28 protein-coding genes, 1 other RNA gene and 2 riboswitches are annotated in these 22610 nt (G+C 47.7%); of the genes, 21 read left to right on the forward strand and 8 right to left on the reverse strand.

Annotation, left to right across the window (positions count from 1 at the left end; all coding sequences use genetic code 11):
• The first annotated feature begins 15 nt into the window (after positions 1 to 15).
• The 10 genes from EL268_RS11265 (at position 16) to EL268_RS11305 (ending at position 9122) form a co-directional block, all read left to right on the forward strand.
• Positions 16 to 525, forward strand: coding sequence for a phage tail protein (locus EL268_RS11265; RefSeq protein WP_106653285.1), 510 nt, complete (start codon positions 16 to 18; stop codon positions 523 to 525).
• A gap of 15 nt (positions 526 to 540) precedes the next feature.
• Positions 541 to 1065 carry a phage tail protein gene (locus EL268_RS11270; RefSeq protein ID WP_106653286.1) on the forward strand — a complete coding sequence of 175 codons (525 nt, stop codon included), beginning with the start codon at positions 541 to 543 and terminating at the stop codon, positions 1063 to 1065.
• 185 nt (positions 1066 to 1250) lie between these two features.
• Positions 1251 to 2426, forward strand: a complete 1176-nt coding sequence (locus tag EL268_RS11275) for an ATP-binding protein (RefSeq protein WP_106653287.1) — start codon at positions 1251 to 1253, stop codon at positions 2424 to 2426.
• Positions 2427 to 2565: 139 nt separating this feature from the next.
• On the forward strand, positions 2566 to 3186 hold the full coding sequence (kynB, locus tag EL268_RS11280; RefSeq protein WP_106653288.1) for an arylformamidase: 621 nt from the start codon (positions 2566 to 2568) through the stop codon (positions 3184 to 3186).
• A gap of 97 nt (positions 3187 to 3283) precedes the next feature.
• On the forward strand, positions 3284 to 4783 hold the full coding sequence (zwf, locus tag EL268_RS11285; RefSeq protein ID WP_106653289.1) for a glucose-6-phosphate dehydrogenase: 1500 nt from the start codon (positions 3284 to 3286) through the stop codon (positions 4781 to 4783).
• 24 nt (positions 4784 to 4807) lie between these two features.
• Positions 4808 to 5797 carry a Gfo/Idh/MocA family protein gene (locus tag EL268_RS11290; RefSeq protein ID WP_106653290.1) on the forward strand — a complete coding sequence of 330 codons (990 nt, stop codon included), beginning with the start codon at positions 4808 to 4810 and terminating at the stop codon, positions 5795 to 5797.
• A 20-nt stretch (positions 5798 to 5817) separates the two neighbouring features.
• On the forward strand, positions 5818 to 6441 hold the full coding sequence (locus EL268_RS11295; RefSeq protein WP_106653291.1) for a cyclase family protein: 624 nt from the start codon (positions 5818 to 5820) through the stop codon (positions 6439 to 6441).
• A 183-nt stretch (positions 6442 to 6624) separates the two neighbouring features.
• Positions 6625 to 7140, forward strand: a complete 516-nt coding sequence (locus EL268_RS11300) for a DinB family protein (protein ID WP_106653292.1) — start codon at positions 6625 to 6627, stop codon at positions 7138 to 7140.
• 117 nt (positions 7141 to 7257) lie between these two features.
• Complete coding sequence (locus EL268_RS33675) at positions 7258 to 7392, forward strand: hypothetical protein (RefSeq protein WP_269149400.1); 135 nt, start codon at positions 7258 to 7260, stop codon at positions 7390 to 7392.
• Positions 7393 to 7486: 94 nt separating this feature from the next.
• Positions 7487 to 7593, forward strand: a riboswitch (SAM riboswitch).
• Between the two features lie 65 nt (positions 7594 to 7658).
• A riboswitch (SAM riboswitch) is annotated at positions 7659 to 7770 on the forward strand.
• An 86-nt stretch (positions 7771 to 7856) separates the two neighbouring features.
• Positions 7857 to 9122 (forward strand): homoserine dehydrogenase, encoded by a 1266-nt coding sequence (locus tag EL268_RS11305; protein ID WP_106653293.1) that lies wholly within the window; start codon positions 7857 to 7859, stop codon positions 9120 to 9122.
• A gap of 62 nt (positions 9123 to 9184) precedes the next feature.
• On the opposite strand, the gene EL268_RS11310 is transcribed toward EL268_RS11305, so the two are convergent.
• The gene (locus EL268_RS11310) at positions 9185 to 10354 is read right to left on the reverse strand and encodes a CapA family protein (protein ID WP_106653294.1); all 1170 of its coding nucleotides are present in this window, start codon (positions 10352 to 10354) and stop codon (positions 9185 to 9187) included.
• A 77-nt stretch (positions 10355 to 10431) separates the two neighbouring features.
• Between EL268_RS11310 and EL268_RS11315 the strand changes: the two genes are divergently transcribed.
• Genes EL268_RS11315 through EL268_RS11325 form a run of 3 tightly spaced genes read left to right on the forward strand, consistent with a single transcriptional unit; the run spans position 10432 to position 12591 of the window.
• Positions 10432 to 11250, forward strand: coding sequence for a VOC family protein (locus EL268_RS11315; RefSeq protein ID WP_106653295.1), 819 nt, complete (start codon positions 10432 to 10434; stop codon positions 11248 to 11250).
• Positions 11251 to 11277: 27 nt separating this feature from the next.
• Entirely contained in the window at positions 11278 to 11685 is a 408-nt protein-coding gene (locus tag EL268_RS11320; protein ID WP_106653296.1) for an NUDIX hydrolase, read from the forward strand.
• Between the two features lie 24 nt (positions 11686 to 11709).
• Complete coding sequence (locus EL268_RS11325) at positions 11710 to 12591, forward strand: hypothetical protein (RefSeq protein ID WP_106653297.1); 882 nt, start codon at positions 11710 to 11712, stop codon at positions 12589 to 12591.
• Positions 12592 to 12631: 40 nt separating this feature from the next.
• Here EL268_RS11325 and EL268_RS11330 read toward each other — a convergent pair whose 3' ends face one another.
• A complete protein-coding gene (locus tag EL268_RS11330; protein ID WP_106653298.1) occupies positions 12632 to 13111 on the reverse strand; it encodes a CcdC family protein in 480 nt (159 codons plus the stop codon).
• Between the two features lie 98 nt (positions 13112 to 13209).
• Complete coding sequence (locus tag EL268_RS11335) at positions 13210 to 14409, reverse strand: MFS transporter (RefSeq protein ID WP_106653299.1); 1200 nt, start codon at positions 14407 to 14409, stop codon at positions 13210 to 13212.
• Between the two features lie 194 nt (positions 14410 to 14603).
• Between EL268_RS11335 and EL268_RS11340 the strand changes: the two genes are divergently transcribed.
• The gene (locus tag EL268_RS11340) at positions 14604 to 15284 is read left to right on the forward strand and encodes a CPBP family intramembrane glutamic endopeptidase (RefSeq protein ID WP_106653300.1); all 681 of its coding nucleotides are present in this window, start codon (positions 14604 to 14606) and stop codon (positions 15282 to 15284) included.
• Positions 15285 to 15305: 21 nt separating this feature from the next.
• Positions 15306 to 15857 carry an RNA 2'-phosphotransferase gene (locus EL268_RS11345; protein WP_106653301.1) on the forward strand — a complete coding sequence of 184 codons (552 nt, stop codon included), beginning with the start codon at positions 15306 to 15308 and terminating at the stop codon, positions 15855 to 15857.
• Here the strand turns inward: EL268_RS11345 and EL268_RS11350 are convergent.
• The gene (locus tag EL268_RS11350; RefSeq protein ID WP_106653302.1) at positions 15854 to 16387 is read right to left on the reverse strand and encodes a DUF309 domain-containing protein; all 534 of its coding nucleotides are present in this window, start codon (positions 16385 to 16387) and stop codon (positions 15854 to 15856) included. The genes EL268_RS11345 and EL268_RS11350 overlap by 4 nt on opposite strands.
• 91 nt (positions 16388 to 16478) lie before the next feature.
• Between EL268_RS11350 and EL268_RS11355 the strand changes: the two genes are divergently transcribed.
• Positions 16479 to 16730 carry a hypothetical protein gene (locus tag EL268_RS11355; RefSeq protein ID WP_106653303.1) on the forward strand — a complete coding sequence of 84 codons (252 nt, stop codon included), beginning with the start codon at positions 16479 to 16481 and terminating at the stop codon, positions 16728 to 16730.
• 48 nt (positions 16731 to 16778) lie between these two features.
• Here the strand turns inward: EL268_RS11355 and EL268_RS11360 are convergent, their stop codons facing one another.
• Complete coding sequence (locus EL268_RS11360; RefSeq protein WP_017249478.1) at positions 16779 to 16949, reverse strand: YjzC family protein; 171 nt, start codon at positions 16947 to 16949, stop codon at positions 16779 to 16781.
• Between the two features lie 137 nt (positions 16950 to 17086).
• Here EL268_RS11360 and EL268_RS11365 point away from each other — a divergent pair, with 137 nt between their 5' ends.
• The 4 genes from EL268_RS11365 to EL268_RS11385 all read left to right on the forward strand — a co-directional run bounded on the left by EL268_RS11365 (position 17087) and on the right by EL268_RS11385 (position 20956).
• Complete coding sequence (locus tag EL268_RS11365) at positions 17087 to 18019, forward strand: GntR family transcriptional regulator (RefSeq protein WP_106653304.1); 933 nt, start codon at positions 17087 to 17089, stop codon at positions 18017 to 18019.
• Positions 18020 to 18509: 490 nt separating this feature from the next.
• Positions 18510 to 18860, forward strand: coding sequence for a DUF4870 domain-containing protein (locus EL268_RS11375; RefSeq protein WP_106653305.1), 351 nt, complete (start codon positions 18510 to 18512; stop codon positions 18858 to 18860).
• Positions 18861 to 18991: 131 nt separating this feature from the next.
• Positions 18992 to 20167, forward strand: a complete 1176-nt coding sequence (locus tag EL268_RS11380; RefSeq protein ID WP_106653306.1) for a CaiB/BaiF CoA transferase family protein — start codon at positions 18992 to 18994, stop codon at positions 20165 to 20167.
• 18 nt (positions 20168 to 20185) lie between these two features.
• Positions 20186 to 20956 carry an enoyl-CoA hydratase/isomerase family protein gene (locus EL268_RS11385; RefSeq protein ID WP_106653307.1) on the forward strand — a complete coding sequence of 257 codons (771 nt, stop codon included), beginning with the start codon at positions 20186 to 20188 and terminating at the stop codon, positions 20954 to 20956.
• 4 nt (positions 20957 to 20960) lie between these two features.
• On the opposite strand, the gene EL268_RS11390 is transcribed toward EL268_RS11385, so the two are convergent.
• A complete protein-coding gene (locus tag EL268_RS11390; RefSeq protein ID WP_106653554.1) occupies positions 20961 to 21386 on the reverse strand; it encodes a Gmad2 immunoglobulin-like domain-containing protein in 426 nt (141 codons plus the stop codon).
• A gap of 116 nt (positions 21387 to 21502) precedes the next feature.
• Here EL268_RS11390 and ssrS point away from each other — a divergent pair.
• A non-coding RNA gene (gene ssrS, locus EL268_RS11395) (6S RNA) lies at positions 21503 to 21693 on the forward strand.
• Positions 21694 to 21783: 90 nt separating this feature from the next.
• Here the strand turns inward: ssrS and EL268_RS11400 are convergent.
• Both EL268_RS11400 and EL268_RS11405 read right to left on the reverse strand, forming a co-directional pair.
• Positions 21784 to 22227: a hypothetical protein gene (locus tag EL268_RS11400; RefSeq protein ID WP_106653308.1), complete on the reverse strand. Its 444-nt coding sequence runs from the start codon at positions 22225 to 22227 to the stop codon at positions 21784 to 21786.
• Positions 22228 to 22259: 32 nt separating this feature from the next.
• Positions 22260 to 22601 (reverse strand): DUF2512 family protein, encoded by a 342-nt coding sequence (locus EL268_RS11405; protein ID WP_106653309.1) that lies wholly within the window; start codon positions 22599 to 22601, stop codon positions 22260 to 22262.
• Positions 22602 to 22610 lie beyond the last annotated feature (9 nt).

Genomic DNA, 22610 nt, shown 5'->3' on the forward strand with positions numbered 1-22610 from the left:
ACAGGAGGGTTTTAGATGGAACCATTTCTTGGAGAAATTCGATTTTTTCCATTTTCATTTGCGCCAGAGGGTTGGGCTTTGTGTAATGGTGCGGTGCTGTCTATCAACGGAAACCAGGCACTGTATTCCTTGCTAGGAGTTACTTATGGGGGGAACGGGACAACCACGTTTGCTCTACCCGATTTAAGAGGGCGTGTCCCTGTTCATAAAAACAATCAACAGGATCGTCCAATCGTACCGCTTGGTATGTTAGCTGGCGAAGAAACGCATGTATTAACGACAAACGAGATACCCGCCCATACCCATACGGCAACCGGCTCAAATGCAGCTGCCAATGAAAAAGTATGCGCTGGGAACTACTGGGCACAAGCTTCCACTACAACCTATGGGACAACCCCTGATACGACGATGAGCGAGAGCGCGTTGCAAACGATAGGAAACAGTGCACCTCATTATAATATGCAGCCGTATTTGGTCGGGAATTTTTGTATCGCGATTCAAGGGATTTACCCGTCAAGAGACTAGAGGAGGTACTATCATATGGATCCGTATATTGGAGAAATTCGTATCTTCGGTGGCAATTTCGCACCGAGGGACTGGGCTTTTTGTGATGGACAATTGATCCCGATCTCTTCCAATCCTGTATTGTATTCAATATTGGGCACGAAGTATGGTGGAGATGGCAAAACGACATTCGCCCTTCCTAACTTAAGAGCTACAGCCCCGATGAACCAGGGGGAAGGACCTGGATTGACACCGCGTGTGGCAGGTGAGACAGGTGGTGCTGCCAACATCACGCTGCTGCAAAACGATATTCCGGCGCATACTCATGTTCCGAATGCGTGCGTAACTCCTACAGAGGATACACCAACAGGAGCGAAATGGTCTTCTACCGTTGGCCGAGGAGCTGTCATTCCTTACTCCAACACGAGTGATGGAACACAGCTTAGCCCAGAGGCAATCGGCATGACAGGCGGGACTCAACCACATAATAATATGCAACCCTATCTCGGACTCTCGTTTATCATTTGTGTGAGAGGCGGAAATTTTCCGTCGAGAGGATAGGAACCGTAGCTTGGACGCCCGATGCTTTGTAGCAGGAGGCGTCTTTTTTAAAATGACAGTCACAGCCCTTTCTTCCATCTTTTCCTACTTTTCGTATTCTTCTTGCGAGACGTATGCATTATAATGGATATGTCCGTGATACTAAACGATCGCTTGAAGCAGAACGATCGCAGAGGATGAAGCAGATGACGAAGATAGAAATACTGAAGAGCATGTTGACGAGCGATCAACGCAATGCGCCAGTATGGCTGTTATTAGGGTTAGAGCATGCTGAGCAGGGGGATCGTACGGAGGCTTTACAGGCGTTTACGCAGGCGCTTGCCTATGGAAATGAAGCGATGAAGGAAAAAATTGTGATCGAGCTCAACAAGCTGCAAAAGGAATCCCCATTTTCGCGGACGTTAAAAGGGATCAGCCAGAAGGATTCCTCTACATATACGACGATGTTTCCACCTAAGATACGCGTCATAGAAGGGGGAAAAGGGAAGACCACCGCGATATCGGTTCAACTCGTTGAGAAAACAGCGGGTTTTGGAATGGTCGGCGGGCTTGGACGAGTAAAAGAGGCAATCTTTCAAAGACTCCTACATCCTATTTCGCAACGGCTGCCTCAAAAGAAAAGTACCATTTTACTTTACGGACCATCGGGATGCGGAAAATCTTTGTTAGCAAAAGCAACCGCAGAAGAATGCCAAGCTCGTTTTTTCTCCATGAAGATCACAGGCGGTCGACGTATGCATACTTCGAACAGGCAGTTCAACATCCATGACTTACTGGCAACAGTCCCTGCCGATAAACAGCTTCTGTTCTTTTTAGATGAGCTAGACGCTTCCAGCCATGACGAAGAGCATCCGAACTCCAAACGTAGACAGGGGATCGATTCCAAATGGCTTCAGCAGATAGCGGAGGCAGGCGAGTGCGACGAACGATTCGTCCTGATGGGCGCAACCAACGTTCCATGGGAATTGGAGCCTTCCCTGCTCCGAGCGGCTGGTTTTGATCACTGGATTTTTGTCGGACCGCCAGATCGGCAAGCACGGGAGGATATTTTTCGCTTAAAACTGGAGGACCGTCCTTCTGAGATGCTCGATTATGAACAATTAGCAGGATGGACAGAGTTTTATTCGGGGGCAGACATCGAGTATGTAGTGGAGCTTGCGACGGAGCAGGTATGGCATGATATCGTAACAAAAGGGGTAGATCGCCCGATTCAGATGAGCGATCTACGGGAGGCTATTGCAGCTACCTATCCAACAACCATTGAGTGGTTGAGGACCTTGAAGGAACATTTGAAACAAGTGGATTACAACGGAATTTATGATGAAGTGTGGGACTACCTGTCTCTTCATAGTAGAATCTGAAATCAACGAAAAGACTGTCGGCTCTCTGTAAGGCTGCGGTCTTCTTTTTTGACACAAATGTTAGAATATTGACTCAATATTCTCTTTTTTGTACGCTGAGTATAGGCGCGAACAGTTGCTGGAAGGTGGAGGATACGCGATGAAAATAATAGATATATCCCGTCCGCTCATGGCAGGTATGCCGACCTGGCCAGGGGACACTCCCTTTCACTATGTCGTAAACTGGCCCAAAGCGGAGAGTGGCTCAGTCAATGTCGGTAAAATAACGATGAGTGTACATACGGGTACACATGTGGATGCTCCATTCCATTTCGATGATGATGGCCGAAAAATGGCAGCTTTGCCCTTGGACCTGTACATGGGAGAGGCAAGAGTAGTAGAGCTTACTGGACGTTCCAGCATTGGCCCAGAAGATTTTGCCCAGATTGATCTGGAGGGGGTGGAACGCTTGCTGCTCAAAACGTTATCATGGAGCGACCCCAATCAGTTTCCGTCAACCATCTGTCATCTGCGAGCAGATTTGCCAGCGTTCCTCGCCAAAAAAGGCATTCGGCTGATTGGAGTGGATGTCCCATCCGTTGATCCGTTGGACAGCAAGGAACTGGCTGCTCATCATGGACTTCACCAGCATGATATTCATATTTTGGAGGGGCTCCTGCTCGATCATGTGGAATCGGGTGATTACGAACTGATCGCACTGCCGCTGCTTTTGATGGAAGCAGATGGAAGTCCGGTACGTGCAATCTTGCGTCGTTCGTAACCCTGCGTATTGATAAAGCAGTGATTTTCTCGAATAATAACAGTGTAACCACAAAACCATCATTACGGCGTACGGTATGAAGGGAATGAAAAAGTAGATGGAAGCGATGACCTTTGTCCTTTTTGGCGCGACAGGAGATTTAGCCAAACGCAAAATTTTCCCTGCACTTTTTAACTTATATGTAGATCAAAAGTTACCTGCTGCCTTTTCGATTATCGGTGTGGGGAGAAGGGCCTGGTCTGATGACGAATTTCAGGACTCGGTTCGCCAGTCTGTCCATGAGTTTTCCCGTCGCACCGAGATTGATTCCCGCGAGCTGGACGCTTTCTTGTCTGCTTGTCGCTATGCGGAAGTAGATGTCATGGAACCGCGTGCTTATGAAACGTTACATCATCTGGTCCTGCAAAGAGAGCAAGAGCTGCAGATCCCGCAAAACCGGATGTTTTACTTGTCAGTAGCCCCGCAATATTTCGAGGGAATTGCAACCAATGTTAAAGCCAGCGGACTCGGTTCAACGACAGGCTGGAAACGTCTGATCATTGAAAAGCCATTCGGACATGATTTGCAATCCGCCATAGAATTGAATGAAAAGCTAGGGAAAGCATTTTTGGAAGAAGAAATTTATCGCATTGACCATTACTTGGGAAAACCGATGGTTCAAAACCTCGAGGCACTCGAATTTGCCAATCCAATCTTCCAAGCTCTCTGGAACAACCAATACATTGCCAATGTGCAGATTACAGCAAACGAGGCCGTTGGGGTTGAGGATCGGGCTGGATACTATGACCATTCCGGTGCACTGCGTGACATGCTGCAAAATCATATGCTTCAAATGCTGATGATGATCGCGATGCAACTCCCAAAGCGGATCACATCGGCACATATTCGCGAAGAGAAGCGCAGGGCGATGGCGGCCGTTCGCCCGATAAAGACAGAAGAAGTTCACAACCATGTCGTTCGCGGGCAGTATTGTGCAGGACATATCCAAGGTACGCCTGTCATTGGCTACAGGGACGAGCCTGGTGTTGATCCAGTATCCATGACGGAAACGTACATTGCGACTCGAGTCTGGATTGATGATCCGTTTTGGCAAGGGGTGCCATTTTATATTCGCACCGGAAAAAGACTGCAAGAAAAATCAACGAGAATCGTCATTGAGTTTAAAAATCCGCACGAGCAGCTATATCAGGAGCAAAATGAAACAACATTGCCTAATTTGCTGATCATTAGCGTGAATCCATATGAAGGAATCGCGTTGCAAGTAAATAGAAAGAATCCGACAAATAGCGGTAAGATTGAGCCGGTGACGGTAGATTTCAGTGCAGGGACAAAAGACGTGCCAGAAGCGTACGAGCTGCTCTTGTTCGATGCACTCCGAGGGGATTCCACTTACTTTGCGCATTGGGATGAGGTCCGGCTATCGTGGGAGTGGGTGACACCGATTTTGGAAGCCTTCGCTGAAAATTTGGTGCCGCTCTTTACGTACGAAGCTGGCTCATTCGGACCGAAGGCCGCAGAGCAATTGCTTGAAGCAGACGGATTCGTGTGGTGGCTGGATAAGGTCGAAGAACGAGTACCGGTCACTGCAACGAGATAGACAAAAGAAAAGGGAGCGGATGAGATGCGATTTGGCGTAATCGGAACGAACTGGATTACCGAGGAATTTATCCAGGCTGGTCAAGAAGTAGAAGGATTTTCCCTTCAGGCTGTTTATTCACGTACCATCGAACGCGCCAAGGAATTCGCTGACAAGTACCATGCTCCATTCGCCTATAACAGCCTAGAAGAAATGGCTGCAAGCAAAAAGATTGACGCGGTCTATATTGCGAGCCCCAACTCCTGCCACGCTGAGCAAGCGATCCAATGCATGGACGCGGGGCTGCACGTATTGTGTGAAAAGCCACTGGCTTCCAATGCGATTGAGGCAGAAGCCATGATCGAAGCAGCGAAGAGAAATGACGTGCTGCTCATGGAGGCAGTCAAATCTACCCTGTTGCCCAATTTTTTTGCGATACAAGACAACCTGCACAAGCTGGGAAAAGTACGACGTTTTATTGCTAGCAATTGCCAATATTCTTCGCGCTATGACGCCTATCGCGAAGGGAAGGTTTTACGTGCTTTTGATCCTGCTTTTTCAAACGGAGCCTTGATGGACATCGGTATCTATTGTCTTTATCCGGTACTCATCCTTTTTGGCAGACCAGACGACATCAAAGCAGAAGGAATTGTGCTTGATTCTGGCGTGGACGGAGAAGGCAGTATGCTTTTGAAGTATCGAGAGATGGATGCAATCATTAGCTTCTCGAAAATTACGACCTCCTATCAGCCAGCAGAAATTCAAGGGGAGGACGCTACGATGGTGATCGATCGAATCAATCATCTCAAAGAAGTGGACATTCGTTACAGGGACGGACGAATCGAGCAAGTGACAAGGCCTCAAACCCCGAAGACCATGCATTATGAAATAAGAGAATTCCTGCACTTGGCGAGGAGCGGGGGTAGACAATCTGCAACGAATTCGCATGAAGTCTCCAAAATGGCCATGCAGGTCATGGATGAAGCGAGAAGACAGATGGGGATTGTTTTTCCAGCGGATCGAAAAAAACAGTAAGCAAGGGGAGGGCGTTTGGGATGAAAATGTATGATGTTACCGCCACCGTATACGAAGGAATGACGGTGTATAAAAACAAGCCGGAAAAGCAGCCGAAAATACGTACTGCTACCAGTGGCTATGTAACAGAATCGAGAATCGACATGGACCTTCACACGGGTACCCATGTAGATGCTCCCCTGCACATGGTGAATGCTGGTGATACATTTGAGAGTATTTCATTGGAGAAGCTGGTAGGCAGTTGCAAGGTTCTCGATCTCACAGCGGTAGAGGACAGGATCACTCGCTCCGACTTGGAGAGCTTCGATCTTGCGCAAGGAGATTTTGTCCTGTTTAAAACGAAAAACTCATTTGAAGAGGCGTTCTCTTTTGAATTCATCTTTCTGTCACAGGAAGGTGCGGAATATTTAAGTGAGCTGGGGGTACGGGGCATTGGTACCGATGCACTTGGAATCGAACGCAGCCAAGAAGGACACCCGACACATAAAAAACTGTTTGCAGCGGGAGTCATTGTCGTGGAAGGCTTGCGGCTAGCAGAGGTGCCAGCAGGCGAGTATTTTTTGGTGGCTGCACCACTCAAGCTGATCGGTACGGACGCAGCCCCGGCAAGGGTTCTATTGTTTGAAGGCTTACATAGCGTATAATGGTGACGGTCACCCGCCTGTGAAGATCAGGCGGGTGCGTTTGTATTGGGCAAGAAATAGCCCGCGTCCACCTTTCAAAAAAACATTTTGATTGATTCAGACTTTTCAACCTCCTTGTTCGGCAGTGACTGCAAGGTGGTATAATTTGTCTATCGAAACGAAATAACGAGGAGAGGGATACACATGCTCAGACGACCAGAGCGCGATGAATACGCTGCTTATTTTGACTATTATATTGGGCTTGTACCGGAGGGGGAGCTGCAAACGATCCTCACACAACAAGGAGAGAGGCAAGTCGCGTTATTTTCGTCACTTGCCCCCGAGCAAATTGATTATCGGTATGCACCAGGCAAATGGACGGTAAAAGAGGTGTTGGGTCATCTCGTCGATACAGAACGCATCATGAGCTATCGCTTGCTGAGAATCGCGAGAGGAGATCAGACACCCCTCGTCGGTTTTGATGAGAATGCTTTTGTCGAACACGGGTGTTTTCAGCTAAGAGACTTCTCAGATTTATTGGAAGAGTATAAGGCTGTCCGGGCCTCCACCATCGCGCAGGTCCGCGGAATCTCTCCAGAAGCGTGGTTGCGTACAGGACTTGCCAACGGAAACAAGCTATCTGCAAGGACGTTGGCCTATGTAATTGCTGGACATGAAGCTCACCACAGTACCATTTTGAAAGAGCGGTATTTGGAGTAAGGTAAAATCTGTGGACGAGTACGTCCCTCCTTTTCTTGCATTTTCTAACGATCGTCACGGTCGAGTGGAAAATGCTCTTTTTCTTTTGGGTAGGATAAAAGAAGAGGAGGGTGTGCGATGATGCAACTTTTTATTTGTCAATGGTGCGGATATGTCGAGGAAAAAGAGCTGCCTGAGGAATGCCAGGAGGGCGTGTTTCATTGCACTTGCTGCACGATGGAAGAGGTAGAAAGCCTGTTCACCCACAATTGAAAGCCTTGCCAAATCAGCTTGCAATCAGAAAAGAAAGAATTTTGTTGACGCTTGCCTTGGAATTTCTTAGAATAAAGCTCAACAGCATAAATGGTTCTTATCCAGAGAGGTGGAGGGTCTGGCCCGATGAAGCCCGGCAACCGTTGCATATTGCGACAAGGTGCCAATTCCTGCGAGACGTTTCGTCTCGAAAGATAAGAAGCGGGTTACTCCATTAGTAGATGAACCTTCTTCTTAGCGAAGAAGGTTTTTTTAATTTCATATTTTCTTTATCCAGAGAGGTGGAGGGACTGGCCCGATGAAGCCCGGCAACCGTCACACATATTTTGTGACAAGGTGCCAATTCCTGCAGGACATATACGTCCTGGGAGATAAGGAGGGGGAGCATTAGCTGCTAATAAGCCTTCTTCTTATCGAAGATGGCTTTTCTTTTTATCTAAAATTCGGGGTATGGGGTGGTCAGAATGAGTGCAGAAGTGGTACGCGTGGGATTATTGGGATTGGGAACAGTGGGTGGAGGCGTAATCAAAACGATCCGTTCGCAACAGGAGAAGTTGGCTTCTCGTCTGGGAAAACGAATTGAGATCGTCAAAGCATTGGTACGTGACTCGGATAAAGAGCGGGCGGTTCATGTCGACCCTGCTTTACTGACAACTGACTTTGAGGATGTATTGAGAAGCGATGTGGACATCGTGGTGGAGGTCATGGGCGGTGTAGAACCTACCTATGACTACGTCCGTGCTTTGATCGAAAAGGGCTGCCATGTAGTAACTGCCAACAAAGAACTCCTGGCGAAAAAAGGAACAGAGCTAGTCGATTTGGCAAATCAGCATCAAGTACATCTTGCCTATGAAGCGAGTGTCGCAGGGGGCATCCCGATCTTGAGCGTGCTCAGGCAGTTCCTTCGCACGAACGATATTCAAGGGGTTCGCGGTATTCTCAACGGAACAACGAATTTCATTTTGACGAAAATGGAGGCAGAGCAGCTCTCTTACCAGGAGGTGCTCAAGCAAGCGCAGGAGCTTGGCTATGCGGAAGCAGACCCTCGCTCGGATGTGGAAGGCTTTGATGCTATGTACAAGTTGTATATCTTGGCACAGCTTGTTTACGGGGAATCGCTGCCTTTAGCTGATGTTGTTCGCAAAGGAATTGCAGATTTGTCAGCAGGTCACATTCGGATTGCGAGCGAGCTGGGGTACCGGATCAAGCTGATCGCGCAGGCCTATCAAGCTGAAAAAGGAATTCGCCTATCTGTTGAACCAACCATGCTTCCGCTGAGCCATCCGTTGGCACAAATCCACGACGCGTTTAATGCTGTACAACTATCCGGCAACATCGTGGGAGACTTGTTGTTTACAGGAAGAGGGGCAGGAGAGCTCCCTACAGCAAGTGCTGTCGTCGAGGATTTGGCCTATTTATTGACGCAGCCATTCACACCGCATCCTACCTGGAAAGAAAAAACGGCTGACAAAGCTGGAGTCACGTTGGACTCGGCAGAACACGTCCTCTGCTATCTTGAGGGCTCATGTCATACTGCTACGCCAGATCGTGTCTTGCATTTCCTTCAGCAGGCAGGAGTAAACGTGCATAAGCTAAAAGTCCAATTTGACTTGGGTGGCGTCTTGCGTGCAGGTTTGATCGTGACAGGAATCAATGAAGAGCATGAGTCCCTATTGAAAAATGATTTTGGCTTAGATGTGCGCTGCTTCCCCATTATCGAATCTGCGTAAGTTAGAGGAATAATAAGAAGAAAAGCCGTATTTCTAGTTACCTGGAAACACGGCTTCTTTTGTCAGGGGGCAGTCTCCACTGCTTTTGCACGCGGCTGTACACGCCCGTCACTTTGTATGTCGACACTCTCCGAAATGGATTCAATGCGTTTTAGCAGGGCAGCGCCGTTGCTTTCGTTCATCGGTACGGCTTGTCCCAATTCTGCGTGAAAGGGGAGCATCGTCAGCTCACAATCAGCGTTTTTCGTACAGCTTGCTTGCAGGACCATCGTCTCCCATGTCTTAGGCTCGTTTGATCGTGTGAAAATGAAATTGCCAAGACTGTACGAAATCCATTTGTCGTTGTATCGTTCAAAGCCTTGAAGTACGTGGGGATGACCACCGACAATCAAATCTGCACCAGCATCGATGTAGGCACGAGACAGCTCTTTTTGATGATCGACAGGATAATCGGAGCGTTCCTTGCCCCAGTGTGCAATCACCACGACGAGATCCGCTTGGCTGTTCGCATCTTGGATCGCTTTCACTGCCAGCGTCGGATCATAGGAAGCGGCCATACCTGGCTGGGAATCCCCTGCAAACCAGCTTGTTTCGGGAATGACCCTGCTGAAGCCGAGAATCGCGATCTTGATGCCATTCTTTTCAACGAATACAGGTGAATAGGCACGGCTGGCATCCTTACCGGCGCCGACATATTCAATCCGGTTTTCGTCCAAAGCGTCAAAAGTATCCAGCAATCCCGGGACTCCTTGGTCCATGGAGTGATTATTGGCGAGATTCACCACATCAATCCCAGCGTTTTTCATGGCAGGAACAGCAAGTGGCGATGACTTGTAGACATACGCCTTGTTCTGTGCAGCAACACCTGTGGCAGTGACCGGCGTCTCCAAATTGGCAATCGTGAGGTCATCTTGCAAAAAGAGCGAGCTTACATGCTTATATGGGTAGTCATAGCTGTTTGCGAGTAAGGTTTTCTCTACATTCCCTGACATCATAATGTCACCAACAAAAGTGAGCTGCACAGTAGACTTTTGGTTCACCGTATTGTCAGGAGCAGGCTGCGTGTCCGGGTTGGCATGTTCTCCATCCATGGCAATTTGGAATAGGTAGTAGGTTCCGACGACGAAGATGGCCAACACGCTAAATAGGAGTGTGCTCTTTCCAGCCCGTACCCATTTTCTGCGTGATTGCTTGCGCCGAGCTTTTACCCGGCTTGATCTGGTATCGTTCATTTTTCCCCCTTGTATTTCTATCCTTACATAAATGAATTTTGATATCCTATAAGTAATACGAAAAGAGGCGAAAAAAGGTGCGATTAACTTTTGATCATTTGGTTCATTTTGTACAGCGAACTCCACAGGAAGCATCGGAACAATTTTGCCAAGCGGGATTTCATGCGGTAGCTGGAGGGCGTCATGCGTCTTGGGGGACATGGAATAGCCTTAGTTATTTCGGGCTTTCGTATGTTGAATTTTTGGCGGTTGAACGCGAAGAGCTTGCTCGACAATCAGATAATCCGCTCGTACGTCGTCAATGCATTGAGGATAAAGCAAAGGGAGAAGGATTCGGTCAGATTGCGCTTCGGACCAACGAGATGGATGCATGGGCAGAGCGCCTGCGAAGTCAAGGGTTGCAGGTTACTGGACCTGTTGCGGGAAGTCGTACGCGTGATGATGGCACGACGCTTCGGTGGCGGATGCTGTTCCTCGAAGATGCAGATAGTGCCCTTCTACCGCCATTTCTCATTGAATGGTCGCAAACGGATGAAGAGAGACTGGAAGATTTGACGAATCGTGGGATCATTGGCGCACATCCAAACGGTGCAGCCCATCTCCAGTCAGTAGGCTATGCAGTAAAGGATCTGGAAGAAGCAACCGCACGTTGGCAAAGCTGGTTTGGATGGAAGAAGAGCGCAGTATTCCACGATAAAGAACTGGGGGCCATCTGCCAAGCATTTGCACTTCCGGGTGGAAATGTAGTGCTTTGCCAACCGACTGAGGAGGGACTGGCGCAGACTGCATTAAAAAATCGCGGGCAAAGACCGTTTTTTGCGAGGCTGGCAGGAGCAAGCAAAAATAGCGAGTATAAGATTGGTGGAGGATCTTACTTTCTAGCAGCGCTGGAATAGTCGGTTAGAAGAGATGGAGGCGTACTTATGGGATCACCTCGGCATATGATTTCTGCAGCAGCGATTATCATCAATGAGCGTCAGGAGATTTTATTGATTAAGGGTCCGCGCAGAGGATGGGAAATGCCCGGTGGAAAAGTAGAAGAGGGCGAATCTCTCATGGCGGCAGCCATTCGAGAGACGAAGGAAGAGTGCGGGCTAGAGATTGAAGTGACGAAGTTTTGCGGTATTTTTCAAAATGTTAGGAAAAGCCTCTGCAGTGCGTTATTTTTGGCAAAACCAGTCGGTGGAGAATTGATCACGACCCCGGAATGCTTGGAGGCAGGCTTTTTTCCGGTAGAGGAAGCGCTGGAGAAGGTAACATGGAAAAATTTTCGGCAACGCATTGAGTTGTGTTTGCGAGAAGAAGAGCATCCGTTTTATGTAGAGTTTTGATCTGAGGAAGTGAAGGTGATAGGGATGCTCATAATGAGTATCTTATTGACCATAATTCTAATTGTTCTGCTTGTCTTTATTTACAAAAAGCGTGAAGAAACCGAAACAAAGCTGGGGTGGAAAGTTGTTGGATATTTTTGGTTAGGGGCATTTGCTTTTAAGGTAAACGAGATCCCGTTACCTTTAGGCTTTTTGCTATTTCTTTTGCTTTTCCGTCCGGTGGCGAATGTGAAAACAAAAAACCGTTCCGCTTATCTCGGTTTAGCATTTTTCCTCATCATGCATGTGATTTTTCCAGCAGTGGAGAGGGAGCTGTTTGAACGTCCACGAGATGCAGTGGCTGCCAGCAACAATATGTTTCAAGTCGATTTCACAAACGATTGGATGACGATACGAGATCAAATCAAAATCGACGAGTATGCACGTCTGGTATATTTTAGGGCGGATTATCAAAAAAGTGGTCAGATAGATCGCTTGTCCTATTATGTAGTCGACATTTCAGAAAAGGACTCTGTTTATTATGATATCAATTTTTCTGCTGACACAAATCGATATACAATCCGGGCTGAGAAAATTGGAGTTGAAGGGTTAGAATATGTGGAATTCGTAGAGGCTTCGAGATTTTTTGAAGTTTTGGATGAGGTTCAGGTTCGAAACCTTTCTCTGGAACAACCATTTGAAGGGTATACCCTCAGATTCGATGGAGAATGGATAAAAGATGCTAACGAGTATCAGCAAAAATATGTGATCCTGGGGAAAGAAATCAAAACCATTACCAGGGATCAACTTCCGACGGAAGGGTACCCCATCAATGTTTGTGGGAAAGGGAAGCCTTACGAATTACCGACTGGCTCTGGAGTAGCAAACAGATGTGAAGCGAATGCAGATTTCTTTTTTGATGACTGACTCATGTAAGAAACCACCTCGGATTAGAGGTGGTTTTCTATTAGGTGCCAAACGTCTTTTTGGTTAAATTCCGGTACATCACCAGCATCGCGATACGCCAAGGCACGAGCATACCGAATGCAAGCAAGAAGAACAGTCCGCCCGTTTGAATCGGTGTAAAGCTGTCATTGATCACCAGTTTAATAATCAGCCGGATGACCAACAGACCGGACAAAATGAAGAAAAACGCACGGGACCGTTTTAAATACACATCTTGCCCGATGATTTCGAAGCGTGAAGTCATAATCAACGGAATCGAAAAGATTAGCCCAACCACAAAGGCAGCAATATCAAACTTGGGCGGTAATTGCGCCTCTGGGAACAAAAACATCGCAAAGCCTGTCGCCATAAAGAAGGGTGGCAAAATAATGCTTTTTGCAGAAGCCGGCTTTTTTTGCCGACGCATTCTCACAAAGATCACTGCGATAGCCATCACGAGAGGCAGCAGGATTCCCAAAACGGGAGAGGAAAGGATCTGCATGGAAAAACGCCTCCATAAGTGTTCAACATACTTCCACTAGTGTACACCAAAGCATGGTCTGTGGGAAAGCGTTTGTCATGGTATGTTACATTCCGAGGCTAGGCAGCTGCTTCATCGTGGGAGCGAACATCCAGCTTATGCTTTTTACTGTATAAGAAAGTCAACAAGCCAAAGAGCAATGTCACCGAGCCGATGAAGAGGAGGTAGCCGCTAATGCCGAGAAGGTCCAGCCCGACTCCTGTAATCGCGAGAGCCAACAAGAAGAATCCACGATCCAGCATGCTTTTGAAAGAAAAGAATCGCCCTTGTTGGTGTGGAGGCAGGCGCTTCTGGAAAATCGTTGCGATGACCGGAAAGAAGAAAGCAACGACAAAGCCGAACACGGAGAAGGAAGCAAGCACCATGAATTTGTTATCGGCGAATGACATGCCAAACTGGGATAGCGCGAAGAAAAAGAGCATGACGGTGGACGCTGCCACGAGGTTTCTTCGGCCTATCCAACGTTTTGCCAAGAGACCCCCAATCAAAATGCTGATTCCTTCTGCTGCATAGATCCATCCCATGAGCTGAGGTTCCTGTTGCAGCTCGCTAAAGTTCAAGATCATCAGGTTCACTCCGCCAAGGAACAAGGTGATCAACCCGTTATTAATCAATCCGACAAACAAGGCCGGGTCCTGTCGCGAGATCGTCAGTACTTCGCGAAATTCCACCTTTTCCTGAATTTTCCGAGAAGTCACTTGCGGAATGCGGAGAAAAAGCGTGACGACAGCGAGTACAGCATACGCGATGATGGAGCACACATACAGCATGGACAGGTCCATGGAGGCAACGAGTATACCCCCGATTGCTGTTCCCCCAATACGCGAGAGGGTAGAGATATTCAAATATGCGCTGTTCGCCTTGAGTAACTCGTCCTGGGAAAGGATGGCTGGCAAGGAAGCCTGCACGGTCGGAAAATAAAACGCAGCAGAGCATTGCATCACGATCAAAGATACGATCATCCACAGAAGAGAATCGTTTGCAAGAGCGGGGAACATGAAGACTGGGCTGAGTGTTCGGACCACGCTGGCAAACAGCATGATCTTGCCTTTGTCGTACATGTCAATTAGCACACCCGCTTTAGGGGCAAGGAGGATGCTGACCACCAATCCACACATGAGAATCAAGCCCTTCACCGTATCAGAAGGAACGAGTTTCTGCATGAACGAAAGATTGGCAATAATGGAAATCCACATGCCCGCTCCCGCGACGATCTCTCCGCTCATTAAAAGCAGAAAGGTACGATTACGCCATAACATGAGAGCCACTCCAAACATTCGTTAGATAGGTAAAAATTTGAACAGATCCATTCATTTGATAAAAAACGATTTCTCTAGTATAGCATTCATGCAAACGCTTGTATATTTATTGTCTTTGTGGGTATTCTTCGTATTCATAACGGACAAACTAACACAATACTGCGGCCATTACGCCCAAAAGGAGCTATTCGTAAATGGCGCGAAAACGAACGTTGCTACTGTTGATCGTGTATGGATTTGCTGCGACACTCACGATCTTTTACGGACTGATGGAAAAGCATAGCGTCATTGTCACGTTCTTTTCTTTTCATGTGCTCGTTTGCATCTGTATTCCCGTCATTCACGGATGGTGGGAAGGTGATTTGCGAAAGCACTGGCGTTTCGCATGGGGAAGTTTTGAATGGCAGGGTACTTTATACGGACTTGCATTTGGCGTTCTTATGTTGACAGGAGTGCTGGCTGGACTTTGGTTGCTCCTGCAGGAACCGGGAAGACCTGAAGCCGTTCGAACAGGTATGGAAGCTTGGGGGATTGAACACAACTGGATTTGGTTTTTTTCCTTCTACCTCGTTTTCATTAACTCGTTGCTGGAAGAGTTGTTCTGGCGAGGCTTCGTATTGCAGCGGTTGCGTGCATCCTTATCCCACTTGATGTCCATTTTTCTTTCCAGCTTTTTTTATTCCTTGTATCACCTGATTATCTCTACGATCCTATTTGGTTTTCGAAATGGCTTGTTCATTACGTCGATGGTTTTTGGTGCAGGGCTGATTTGGGGATGGATGAAAGGAATGTTTCCTTCGATTTATCCAAATTGGTTTAGTCATTTGTTCGCGGATTTGGGACTCGCACTAGCTGTGGTTCTCTGGATTTATTGATCGGATAGGAGGGCGAAACTGATGCTGGCGATTCATGAAGAAGCTAGACTTCGCAAGCGATTGCTCAGTATACTTCGGCAAAACAGTGAAGCATTTCAACTCTACTATGACACGTATGGTTATACCCCGATTGAGCCGTTGCTGGATTATCTTCATACGCTGAAAGGGTGCGCATACATAACCAGGCAAGATCTTCATCAAGTCGTTGAATTCGATCCGGAGCGGAGTATCGAGTGGGACGGTGGAGCACTCATTCGAGTTACCTACGGATTTTTGCCCTCAATTGCAAAAAGCAGGCTCATCGAGATCATACCACCTGATGTTCTTTATTACGGGACACATCGAAAGTTATTGAAACAGGTACTCACTGGCGGCCTGTTGCCGATTGCCAGTGAGTATGTGCAGCTTGCGGTAAGACCGGAGCACATTGGAGAGCCGACAGACACATTGCGCCTCGTCACTGTGAATGCAAAGGAGGCCCATGAAGCCGGCATTTGCTTTTACCGAGTGGGTGAGCACTATTGTCTGAGCGATGCGATCCCCGCCAGTTATTTGCAGCTGTACGCAGATTAGTTCGACTCGTTGTTTCGTCGTGCTTCGCGCATTTGCAACTGGGCCTTGCGTTCTGCCAAGACTTCGCTTCGATCCCTCAGGGTATGCTTATTCAGCAAGTAGGCGTCTTGCATATCGCTATCCCGATGTTCAGGGTGATTTTGCATCGTACAAGCCTCTTGATACGCCTGTTTCAAAGCATCGGACATGGGTAAGGACAGGCTTCGATAGGGCTGACCATTTTGCATTTCCGTCAGGCGCTCTTCAAGCAGGCTCGCCAGACTGTCACTTTCCAACCCAAGCTTTTGGATGTCTACATGATGCTTTTTGACAAGGGATATGGCGCTTGTGAGCATTTTGATTGCACCTGACTGATTCCCGCGTCTCTGGTGATAAAGAGCGACGGAGATTTGAATCAAGCCAACCCACACTGGCTGTCGCTCATGTGGAGGAGCGCTTTTCCAATACTCCTCGAGAATCTCATGACACTCAAAATAATCGCGTTCTACATGAAACTGGATCAAATAATCCAAATACGGTTGCGGATACATGGTGATCTTCACCTCACTGCTTGGTTTTCAATGGTTCGTTTATGTACTATTATAAAGCATAGAGAGTAGAAAATGAGGTGTAAAACCATTTATGACAAGAGATGAACTCGTAGCCGTATTGGAAAAAAAGCGAATGACCGAAATCATAGAATTGATCGAGGATGCTGAGCAGGGAGAACTGGAAGAGCTCGAGCTCGTGGAAAGCCTGGGATTGCTCATGGATCAGGAGTTGAACAAAGAAGTCCTTTCGTTATTGGAGAGATTGGGTGTCACCATTATTTACTTGAGCGGCGATGAAGAAGACGAAGAGGAAGAAGACGACGACGAAGACGACAATGAGTAAAAAAGAGAACCAACCTTGTGCATGGTGCCAGGTTGGTTTTTGCATTCCTTACTTTTGTGTCCATACGCGATTTTTATTTCGTGTAGCGGGGAACTTTTCCCCTCTGGAAAGTTCGATAATCATCGGGTTTTGCACACTTGCACCGGACTCACCAATCTCCATGTATACGGCATTTTTTGGAGACTTTTCTCCTTCACGAAAACGGCTGTGTTCTCCCACGAAAGCACCTTCTTCCTAAGGAATTGTCATCTGAATTAGTATGACCCGGTACGGGGGCTTCATGCCCTCCCTTCTATTGACGATAGATTTTGAATTTCTATACGAACATTTCAATTACTTTTGGGGGAGGTGAATTCATGCTACCTTTGACCTTGAAAAAGGAATCAAATATCTCTTATCACGAGCAATTATACCAACAAATTTCATCATCGATTCGAAGCGGTGAGCTTCCCTCCCAAGCGCAGCTGCCAACAGTTAGGGAGTTGGCGGCACAGTTGAAAGTCAATTACAACACCGTTCGCAGCGTGTATTTGCGCCTCCAGCAAGAAGGGCTGGTGGATTCTCGGCAAGGCAGGGGGACGATCGTAAGCAATAGCGCAAGTGACGCGCTCTTGACACGTAATCCGATCCATCTTGCTTTACTTGCCAAAGAAACCATTCATAAAGTAAAAGCAATGGGCTATTCCATGGATGAATTCTCGCGCGTCCTGTCCTGTGTGTTGCAAGAAATCAATCAGTTTCCGGTTCTTTTTTTGCGGTTCACAGAGCTGGAGGTCACTGAATATATGCGTTTGGTACAATACCATCTTCCGAGTGTGATGGTCGAAGGGAGAACCATCGAGGATTTTTCCCAGCAGGTAGAAGGCGATGCGAATTTTTTGCAGCAGTACAAAGCCATCGTTATCCCACCTTGCGTTAAGCTGAAACTCCCGAAGGATGCTCCTCCGATCGTTAGCCTTGATTTTATCCCGGACCCGACGACGGTGATCCCTGCCATGGAGGCCTACCCACGAAATACGAAAGTCGGGTTGATCTGTGCGACCATACGCGGTGGAGCAGGCATGATCAATGATCTCTACAACGCGGGCATTACGCATTTGGACATTCGGACAATAGAAGCGAACCATGCCGAAGTGTTTGATTTGATTACAACCTGTGACGTCGTGTATATTTCCAAACCTGGCTATATGGTGAAGCCTCATTTGCTGACGTTGCCAAAAGTAAAGGAATTTCAAGAAATCCCTGACCACCATGGTATTAATGAGCTGCGCAAGCTCGTTACCCATTAAGTCATTTTTTCGGGGATGGTGGTCGGAAAAAGCGCGATCATCAGCGATGCGCCCCTCATACTATCGAATAGCCTACGAGACATCCGCTGATTTTGACTAGTGTATAGACTTCTGTCCATGCCGATATGTCTTCACCTTCATACCTTGTAGATGTAACGAACAGGAGGGGGTGAGGTTAATGAGTTGCGGATGCAAAAGATCTCGTCGCAAATGCTATAAATGTTGCGAAAAGAAAGTGTACAAAAAGCATTGCTACTACAAGCCACACTACAAAACGTATTGTAAACCATACGGTCGTAGATATGGACACGGACATTGTGGCCACTATGGCGGCTATGATGGTTACGGTTCCTCTAGTGGCGGGTACGGTGGAAGTCACGAGAGCAAGTATTAATAGAGAAAGGCGCCGTGATGGCGCTTTTTTCGTTTTTTCGCAAGTTTTGCGCAATTTGTCGTACAATAGAGGAAAAGGGTTAATGGAGGTATGGATATGCAATTCCTGAATGGGAAAGAGGAACGAATGTGGGCGATGATCGTACATCTATCCGCCTTCCTTGGTTTTATCGTTCCGTTCGGCAACGTACTAGGACCTTTAATCGTATGGTTGATCAAGCGTGAAGAGGGAGCCTTTTTTTATCAGCATGGAAAAGAGGCACTGAATTTTAGCATCTCGGTAATGATTTATGCCGCAATTTCAAGTTTGTTGATCATCATTTTTATCGGTGCACTATTATTGGGAGCCCTCTTTATTTTTTGGGCGATCTTCGTTATTATTGCTGCGGTGAAAGCGAATGAGGGAAAAGAATTCCGTTACCCGCTCACTCTCCGTTTTATAAAATAACCGTTCTTGGAAAAGTCGTTCCGCTTGGGACGGCTTTTTGTATTTGTTTGAATTTTCTATTAAAAAAGAGGGTGAACAGCCGTTCATCTCGAATTACAAGAGAGTGTAGTCGGTGAAGGGGGAGTCAAATCATGTTGACGGGAGTGACGATAGTTGATTTTTCTCGCCATCTTCCAGGTCCGATTTGTACGATGCGCCTCGCTGATTTGGGGGCAGAGGTCATTGAGGTGGAGCCGTTTTACGACAAAGCTCACTCACCGTTACCCAGGCCTTCTCATCCGGAAGCTAGAGAGACGGGAGCGTTTTACCTGCGTTCACATCGCAATCATAAAAGTATTTCCTTGAATTTGCGGACGAATGAGGGAAAAGCGCTCGCGTTTGCTCTGGCCAGACAGGCTGATGTCGTGGTGGAAAGCTATCGACCAGGTGTGATGCGACATTTGGGACTTGATTACGATCGCCTATGGGAGATGCACCCTGCGGTTATTTATTGCTCCGTGACGGGCTATGGTCAAAGCGGGGAGCTATACCAAATAGGGGGGCATGACTTGAATGTCCAGGCAGTAAGCGGATTTCTCTCACTGATTCGCGATCTGGAAGGCAAGCCTGTCGTTGCAGATATTCCGCTTTCTGATTATGCGCTCGGGTTGTATGCCAGTGAACAAATATGCGCGGCGCTTGTTCAACGTGCGCGGACAGGACGAGGAGCATATTTGGATGTTTCTTCGGCTGACTTGTTTAGTTCTTGGACAGGGCTGCATGCACTGTTTATGTCGTACAGCTCCTCGATTGGACGGGAGACAGGGAGAGGAAATTTGCTGGCGTACCAGGTCTTTGAGACAGCAGACGGTCAGTATGTCGCACTTGCTGCGTTGGAAGAGAAGTTTTGGCTCAATTTTTGCCGCGCGGTAGGAAGAGCAGACTGGGAGCTATGCCACCTGGCGAGCGTTGCTGAGCATCCAGAAGTGTTTGACGATATGAAGGCACTGTTTCTGTCCAGAACCCAAGCCGAGTGGAGTGAGCTGGGCAGTGAAGTGGATTGCTGTCTGACTGCCGTTGAAGATTGGGAGAACTGGGCAGACAATCCATACGTTGCGAACAGGGAGATAGCGTATACGCTTCCTTATTTGGAAAAGAAGTCGCCCGATCAAGAGGGGAGCTTCGCGCATCGTTTCAGGGCGGAGAGATTGTCACCCCCATGGCACACCGATTACACGCACGAGTTGCTCAAACGCAAGCTGCACCTCACAGAGGAAGATTTGAGCAGGCTGCAAAGGCAGGGGGTTATTCCTGCCGCTTCTTCATAGGAAAGGGTGAGAAAAATGATGGAACAGGATCATCATACGCAACTGATCGTAACAAAAGCTGATGGAATCTGCACGATTACGCTCAACAGACCACACGTACTCAATGCGATGACGGTAGAAATGTTTTCCCTTTTGCAGGACGCTATCGCAAAAGCTTCAGCAGATGAGGAAGTCGATGTGCTTATTTTGCGGGGAGCAGGGGGGAACTTTTGCTCCGGTGCTGATTTAGGCGTGTTGACCGCGCTGACGGATAAGAGTGACGCTGATCAATCATTGACGATCATTAATGATTTCATCACCAACTTGCATCAAATGCCAAAGCCTGTAATTGCAGTCATCGAGGGAGTTGCCGTCGGAGCGGGACTCAATCTCGCGTTGCATGCTGATTTTGTCATTGCGACGGAAGATGCCCTGTTGCAGGAGCCTTTTGTCCAAATCGGTCTGACAACGGATTTTGGCGGGACATACCTTTTGCCGAGACTTGTTGGTACGGCGTGGGCGAAGAGGCTCGCACTGCTGGGAGAAAGGATTACAGGGAAAAAAGCGGAGGAAATCGGCTTGATCTATCGAGCGGCAGAAGCCAGTCAAGTCGAAAGTGAGGTTGAAAAATTGGTTGCTGCGGTACGACGCCTGCCGAAGCAAGCGTATGCCGTAACAAAAGAAGGGTTGGGACGCTGCCAGGCAAACGGCCTAGAGTATGCTCTGGCCTGGGAAAAGCAACAGCAGCCGTCCCTGATCGCACGCCCTGAATTTCAGACGCTTGTACAAGCGAAGCTAAAGCGGGCGTAGCGTTTTATTTTGGAAGTGGAATGGTTAATTCATGAATCCGCTGTCCTGTCGCTGCACTTTCCTCGAATAAAGAAAGCACAGGTGATTTTGCACTCGGGTCCAGCTTGAGATCGATGGAAAAGCTCCCCCATTCGGGAGCGCCCATGCTTGCAGTCACAAAGCTATTTGCCAATGTCTTGTCTCCGTCCGTTACGACGAATCGTACGTTGGCTTCGTTCACGCGGGCTTCCCCCTTGATCGTATATTGCCCTTCGCCTGTTTTGGTGATCGTAATATTCCGAAATGATTCATTCTCGTACCGTCCCTTATCCTCGCCAACAGGATGAGAATGTGTATTAGCTGCTGTGGACGGAATGATGGCGGGGAATGAGACAGCAGTCAAGCTCATGGCGAGTAAGCAGGTTGTCAGCATGTTTGTTCGAAATTGCATGTGTTTCCTTCCCTTCATTCGTTTTCCTCTCTAGGTTGGCGAAATTGGAATGGAACTATTCTTAGGGAACTTTATCCGTTGAGCAAAGGACCATTCTGTGATAAAGTAGGGATATCAAGATCCTGCGATGTACGATAGGCCGTAAATGTTTCTAACCTTATACGTGTTTTTTGGGAGACGGAAACTGTGATGGATGTCAGGCCCACCTCCTTTTTGGATGCATGGGAAGGCTGAAGTGCAGAAGGGTCGCCCACCTGTGTGAGCGCAGGTTATAGAAACATGAGGTCAACGGCAGAGCGGGGACTTGGCCGTTTATGAATGTAATGAATTGCCGATAGTACAAAAACAAAAACCACTTGGAATTTGCTTCCAGGTGGTTTTTGTTTTTGTACCTAGATTAATGGGTGGTTTTGTTTTGCTTGCCCGAGCCGTGACCCTGTCCTTGTTTTTGGCTACCCTGGTCTTGGTCTCCGTGATCAACTATGGTCAGGTCTTTTTCAAGTGATTGGGAGTCTTGGGCATCTTGGAGAATTTGATACATTTGCAGGAAGTTAGCTTTTTGTCCCTCAGGAATTCCTTTAATGCGAACGGTCAGCTCTTGCGGGCTATTGCCATTTTGCTGCTGTCCGCCTTGGCTGTTCCCTTGCCCGCTGTTTTCATTTGAACTGGGCTGCTCATCGAGAAAGCTGAGAAACATCGAGTCGCTGTCTTGGTTTTGTTGGTTGTTTTGTCCGCTGTCCTGTGATTGCTGTCCTTGTCCGTTTCCGCCTTGTCCGCCTTGCTGCTCAAACAGCACGTTGAATTCGTTAAGATCGGTCTGGATGATGCCAATGACGTTCATCCTGATCCTCCTTCCAAAATAGAAATGATGCTTCAGCCCGGATGTTTGGAATGATGGACACCGTGCCGCTGTAGATAACCATGGAAAAAGTATTCCACCACCGTAATGGCAAATGCCGTCAACAACAAACCAGATAAGGATATGGTCTGACCAAACAAGTAACAGCCAAGCCACAAGGAGGCAAACACGAACAAGAAATCAGCGGAGCTCGCAAACGTATTGTTCGTTCGGGGGAGGAACGTCAAATCAAGGACATAACCCAGTAAACTGACAATCACGCTTGCGAGCACTGCAAACATAAGGGACGTTCCCGACCACCAAAGCCCTGGAATGGCAATGATTCCGTTAAACAAGAGCTTGAGAACGATGTTCAAAGAGCGAAC

The organism is Brevibacillus brevis, assembly GCF_900637055.1.
In the GTDB taxonomy this organism is placed as follows: Bacteria; Bacillota; Bacilli; order Brevibacillales; family Brevibacillaceae; genus Brevibacillus; species Brevibacillus brevis.

Excerpts from the sequence above, each read along its gene's own strand:
- EL268_RS11380 (WP_106653306.1), top strand. The coding sequence starts at position 18,992 with ATGTTGACGGGAGTGACGATAGTTGATTTTTCTCGCCATCTTCCAGGT.
- EL268_RS11320 (WP_106653296.1), top strand. The coding sequence starts at position 11,278 with ATGGGATCACCTCGGCATATGATTTCTGCAGCAGCGATTATCATCAAT.
- EL268_RS11290 (WP_106653290.1), top strand. The coding sequence starts at position 4,808 with ATGCGATTTGGCGTAATCGGAACGAACTGGATTACCGAGGAATTTATC.
- kynB (WP_106653288.1), top strand. The coding sequence starts at position 2,566 with ATGAAAATAATAGATATATCCCGTCCGCTCATGGCAGGTATGCCGACC.
- EL268_RS11340 (WP_106653300.1), top strand. The coding sequence starts at position 14,604 with ATGGCGCGAAAACGAACGTTGCTACTGTTGATCGTGTATGGATTTGCT.
- EL268_RS11295 (WP_106653291.1), top strand. The coding sequence starts at position 5,818 with ATGAAAATGTATGATGTTACCGCCACCGTATACGAAGGAATGACGGTG.
- EL268_RS11325 (WP_106653297.1), top strand. The coding sequence starts at position 11,710 with ATGCTCATAATGAGTATCTTATTGACCATAATTCTAATTGTTCTGCTT.
- EL268_RS11275 (WP_106653287.1), top strand. The coding sequence starts at position 1,251 with ATGACGAAGATAGAAATACTGAAGAGCATGTTGACGAGCGATCAACGC.
- EL268_RS11365 (WP_106653304.1), top strand. The coding sequence starts at position 17,087 with ATGCTACCTTTGACCTTGAAAAAGGAATCAAATATCTCTTATCACGAG.
- EL268_RS11335 (WP_106653299.1), bottom strand. The coding sequence starts at position 14,409 with ATGTTATGGCGTAATCGTACCTTTCTGCTTTTAATGAGCGGAGAGATC.
- EL268_RS11385 (WP_106653307.1), top strand. The coding sequence starts at position 20,186 with ATGGAACAGGATCATCATACGCAACTGATCGTAACAAAAGCTGATGGA.
- EL268_RS11305 (WP_106653293.1), top strand. The coding sequence starts at position 7,857 with ATGAGTGCAGAAGTGGTACGCGTGGGATTATTGGGATTGGGAACAGTG.
- EL268_RS11330 (WP_106653298.1), bottom strand. The coding sequence starts at position 13,111 with ATGCAGATCCTTTCCTCTCCCGTTTTGGGAATCCTGCTGCCTCTCGTG.
- EL268_RS11390 (WP_106653554.1), bottom strand. The coding sequence starts at position 21,386 with ATGCAATTTCGAACAAACATGCTGACAACCTGCTTACTCGCCATGAGC.
- EL268_RS11265 (WP_106653285.1), top strand. The coding sequence starts at position 16 with ATGGAACCATTTCTTGGAGAAATTCGATTTTTTCCATTTTCATTTGCG.
- EL268_RS11375 (WP_106653305.1), top strand. The coding sequence starts at position 18,510 with ATGCAATTCCTGAATGGGAAAGAGGAACGAATGTGGGCGATGATCGTA.
- zwf (WP_106653289.1), top strand. The coding sequence starts at position 3,284 with ATGGAAGCGATGACCTTTGTCCTTTTTGGCGCGACAGGAGATTTAGCC.
- EL268_RS11310 (WP_106653294.1), bottom strand. The coding sequence starts at position 10,354 with ATGAACGATACCAGATCAAGCCGGGTAAAAGCTCGGCGCAAGCAATCA.
- EL268_RS11270 (WP_106653286.1), top strand. The coding sequence starts at position 541 with ATGGATCCGTATATTGGAGAAATTCGTATCTTCGGTGGCAATTTCGCA.
- EL268_RS11300 (WP_106653292.1), top strand. The coding sequence starts at position 6,625 with ATGCTCAGACGACCAGAGCGCGATGAATACGCTGCTTATTTTGACTAT.
- EL268_RS11400 (WP_106653308.1), bottom strand. The coding sequence starts at position 22,227 with ATGAACGTCATTGGCATCATCCAGACCGATCTTAACGAATTCAACGTG.
- EL268_RS11350 (WP_106653302.1), bottom strand. The coding sequence starts at position 16,387 with ATGTATCCGCAACCGTATTTGGATTATTTGATCCAGTTTCATGTAGAA.
- EL268_RS11345 (WP_106653301.1), top strand. The coding sequence starts at position 15,306 with ATGCTGGCGATTCATGAAGAAGCTAGACTTCGCAAGCGATTGCTCAGT.
- EL268_RS33675 (WP_269149400.1), top strand. The coding sequence starts at position 7,258 with ATGATGCAACTTTTTATTTGTCAATGGTGCGGATATGTCGAGGAAAAA.
- EL268_RS11355 (WP_106653303.1), top strand. The coding sequence starts at position 16,479 with ATGACAAGAGATGAACTCGTAGCCGTATTGGAAAAAAAGCGAATGACC.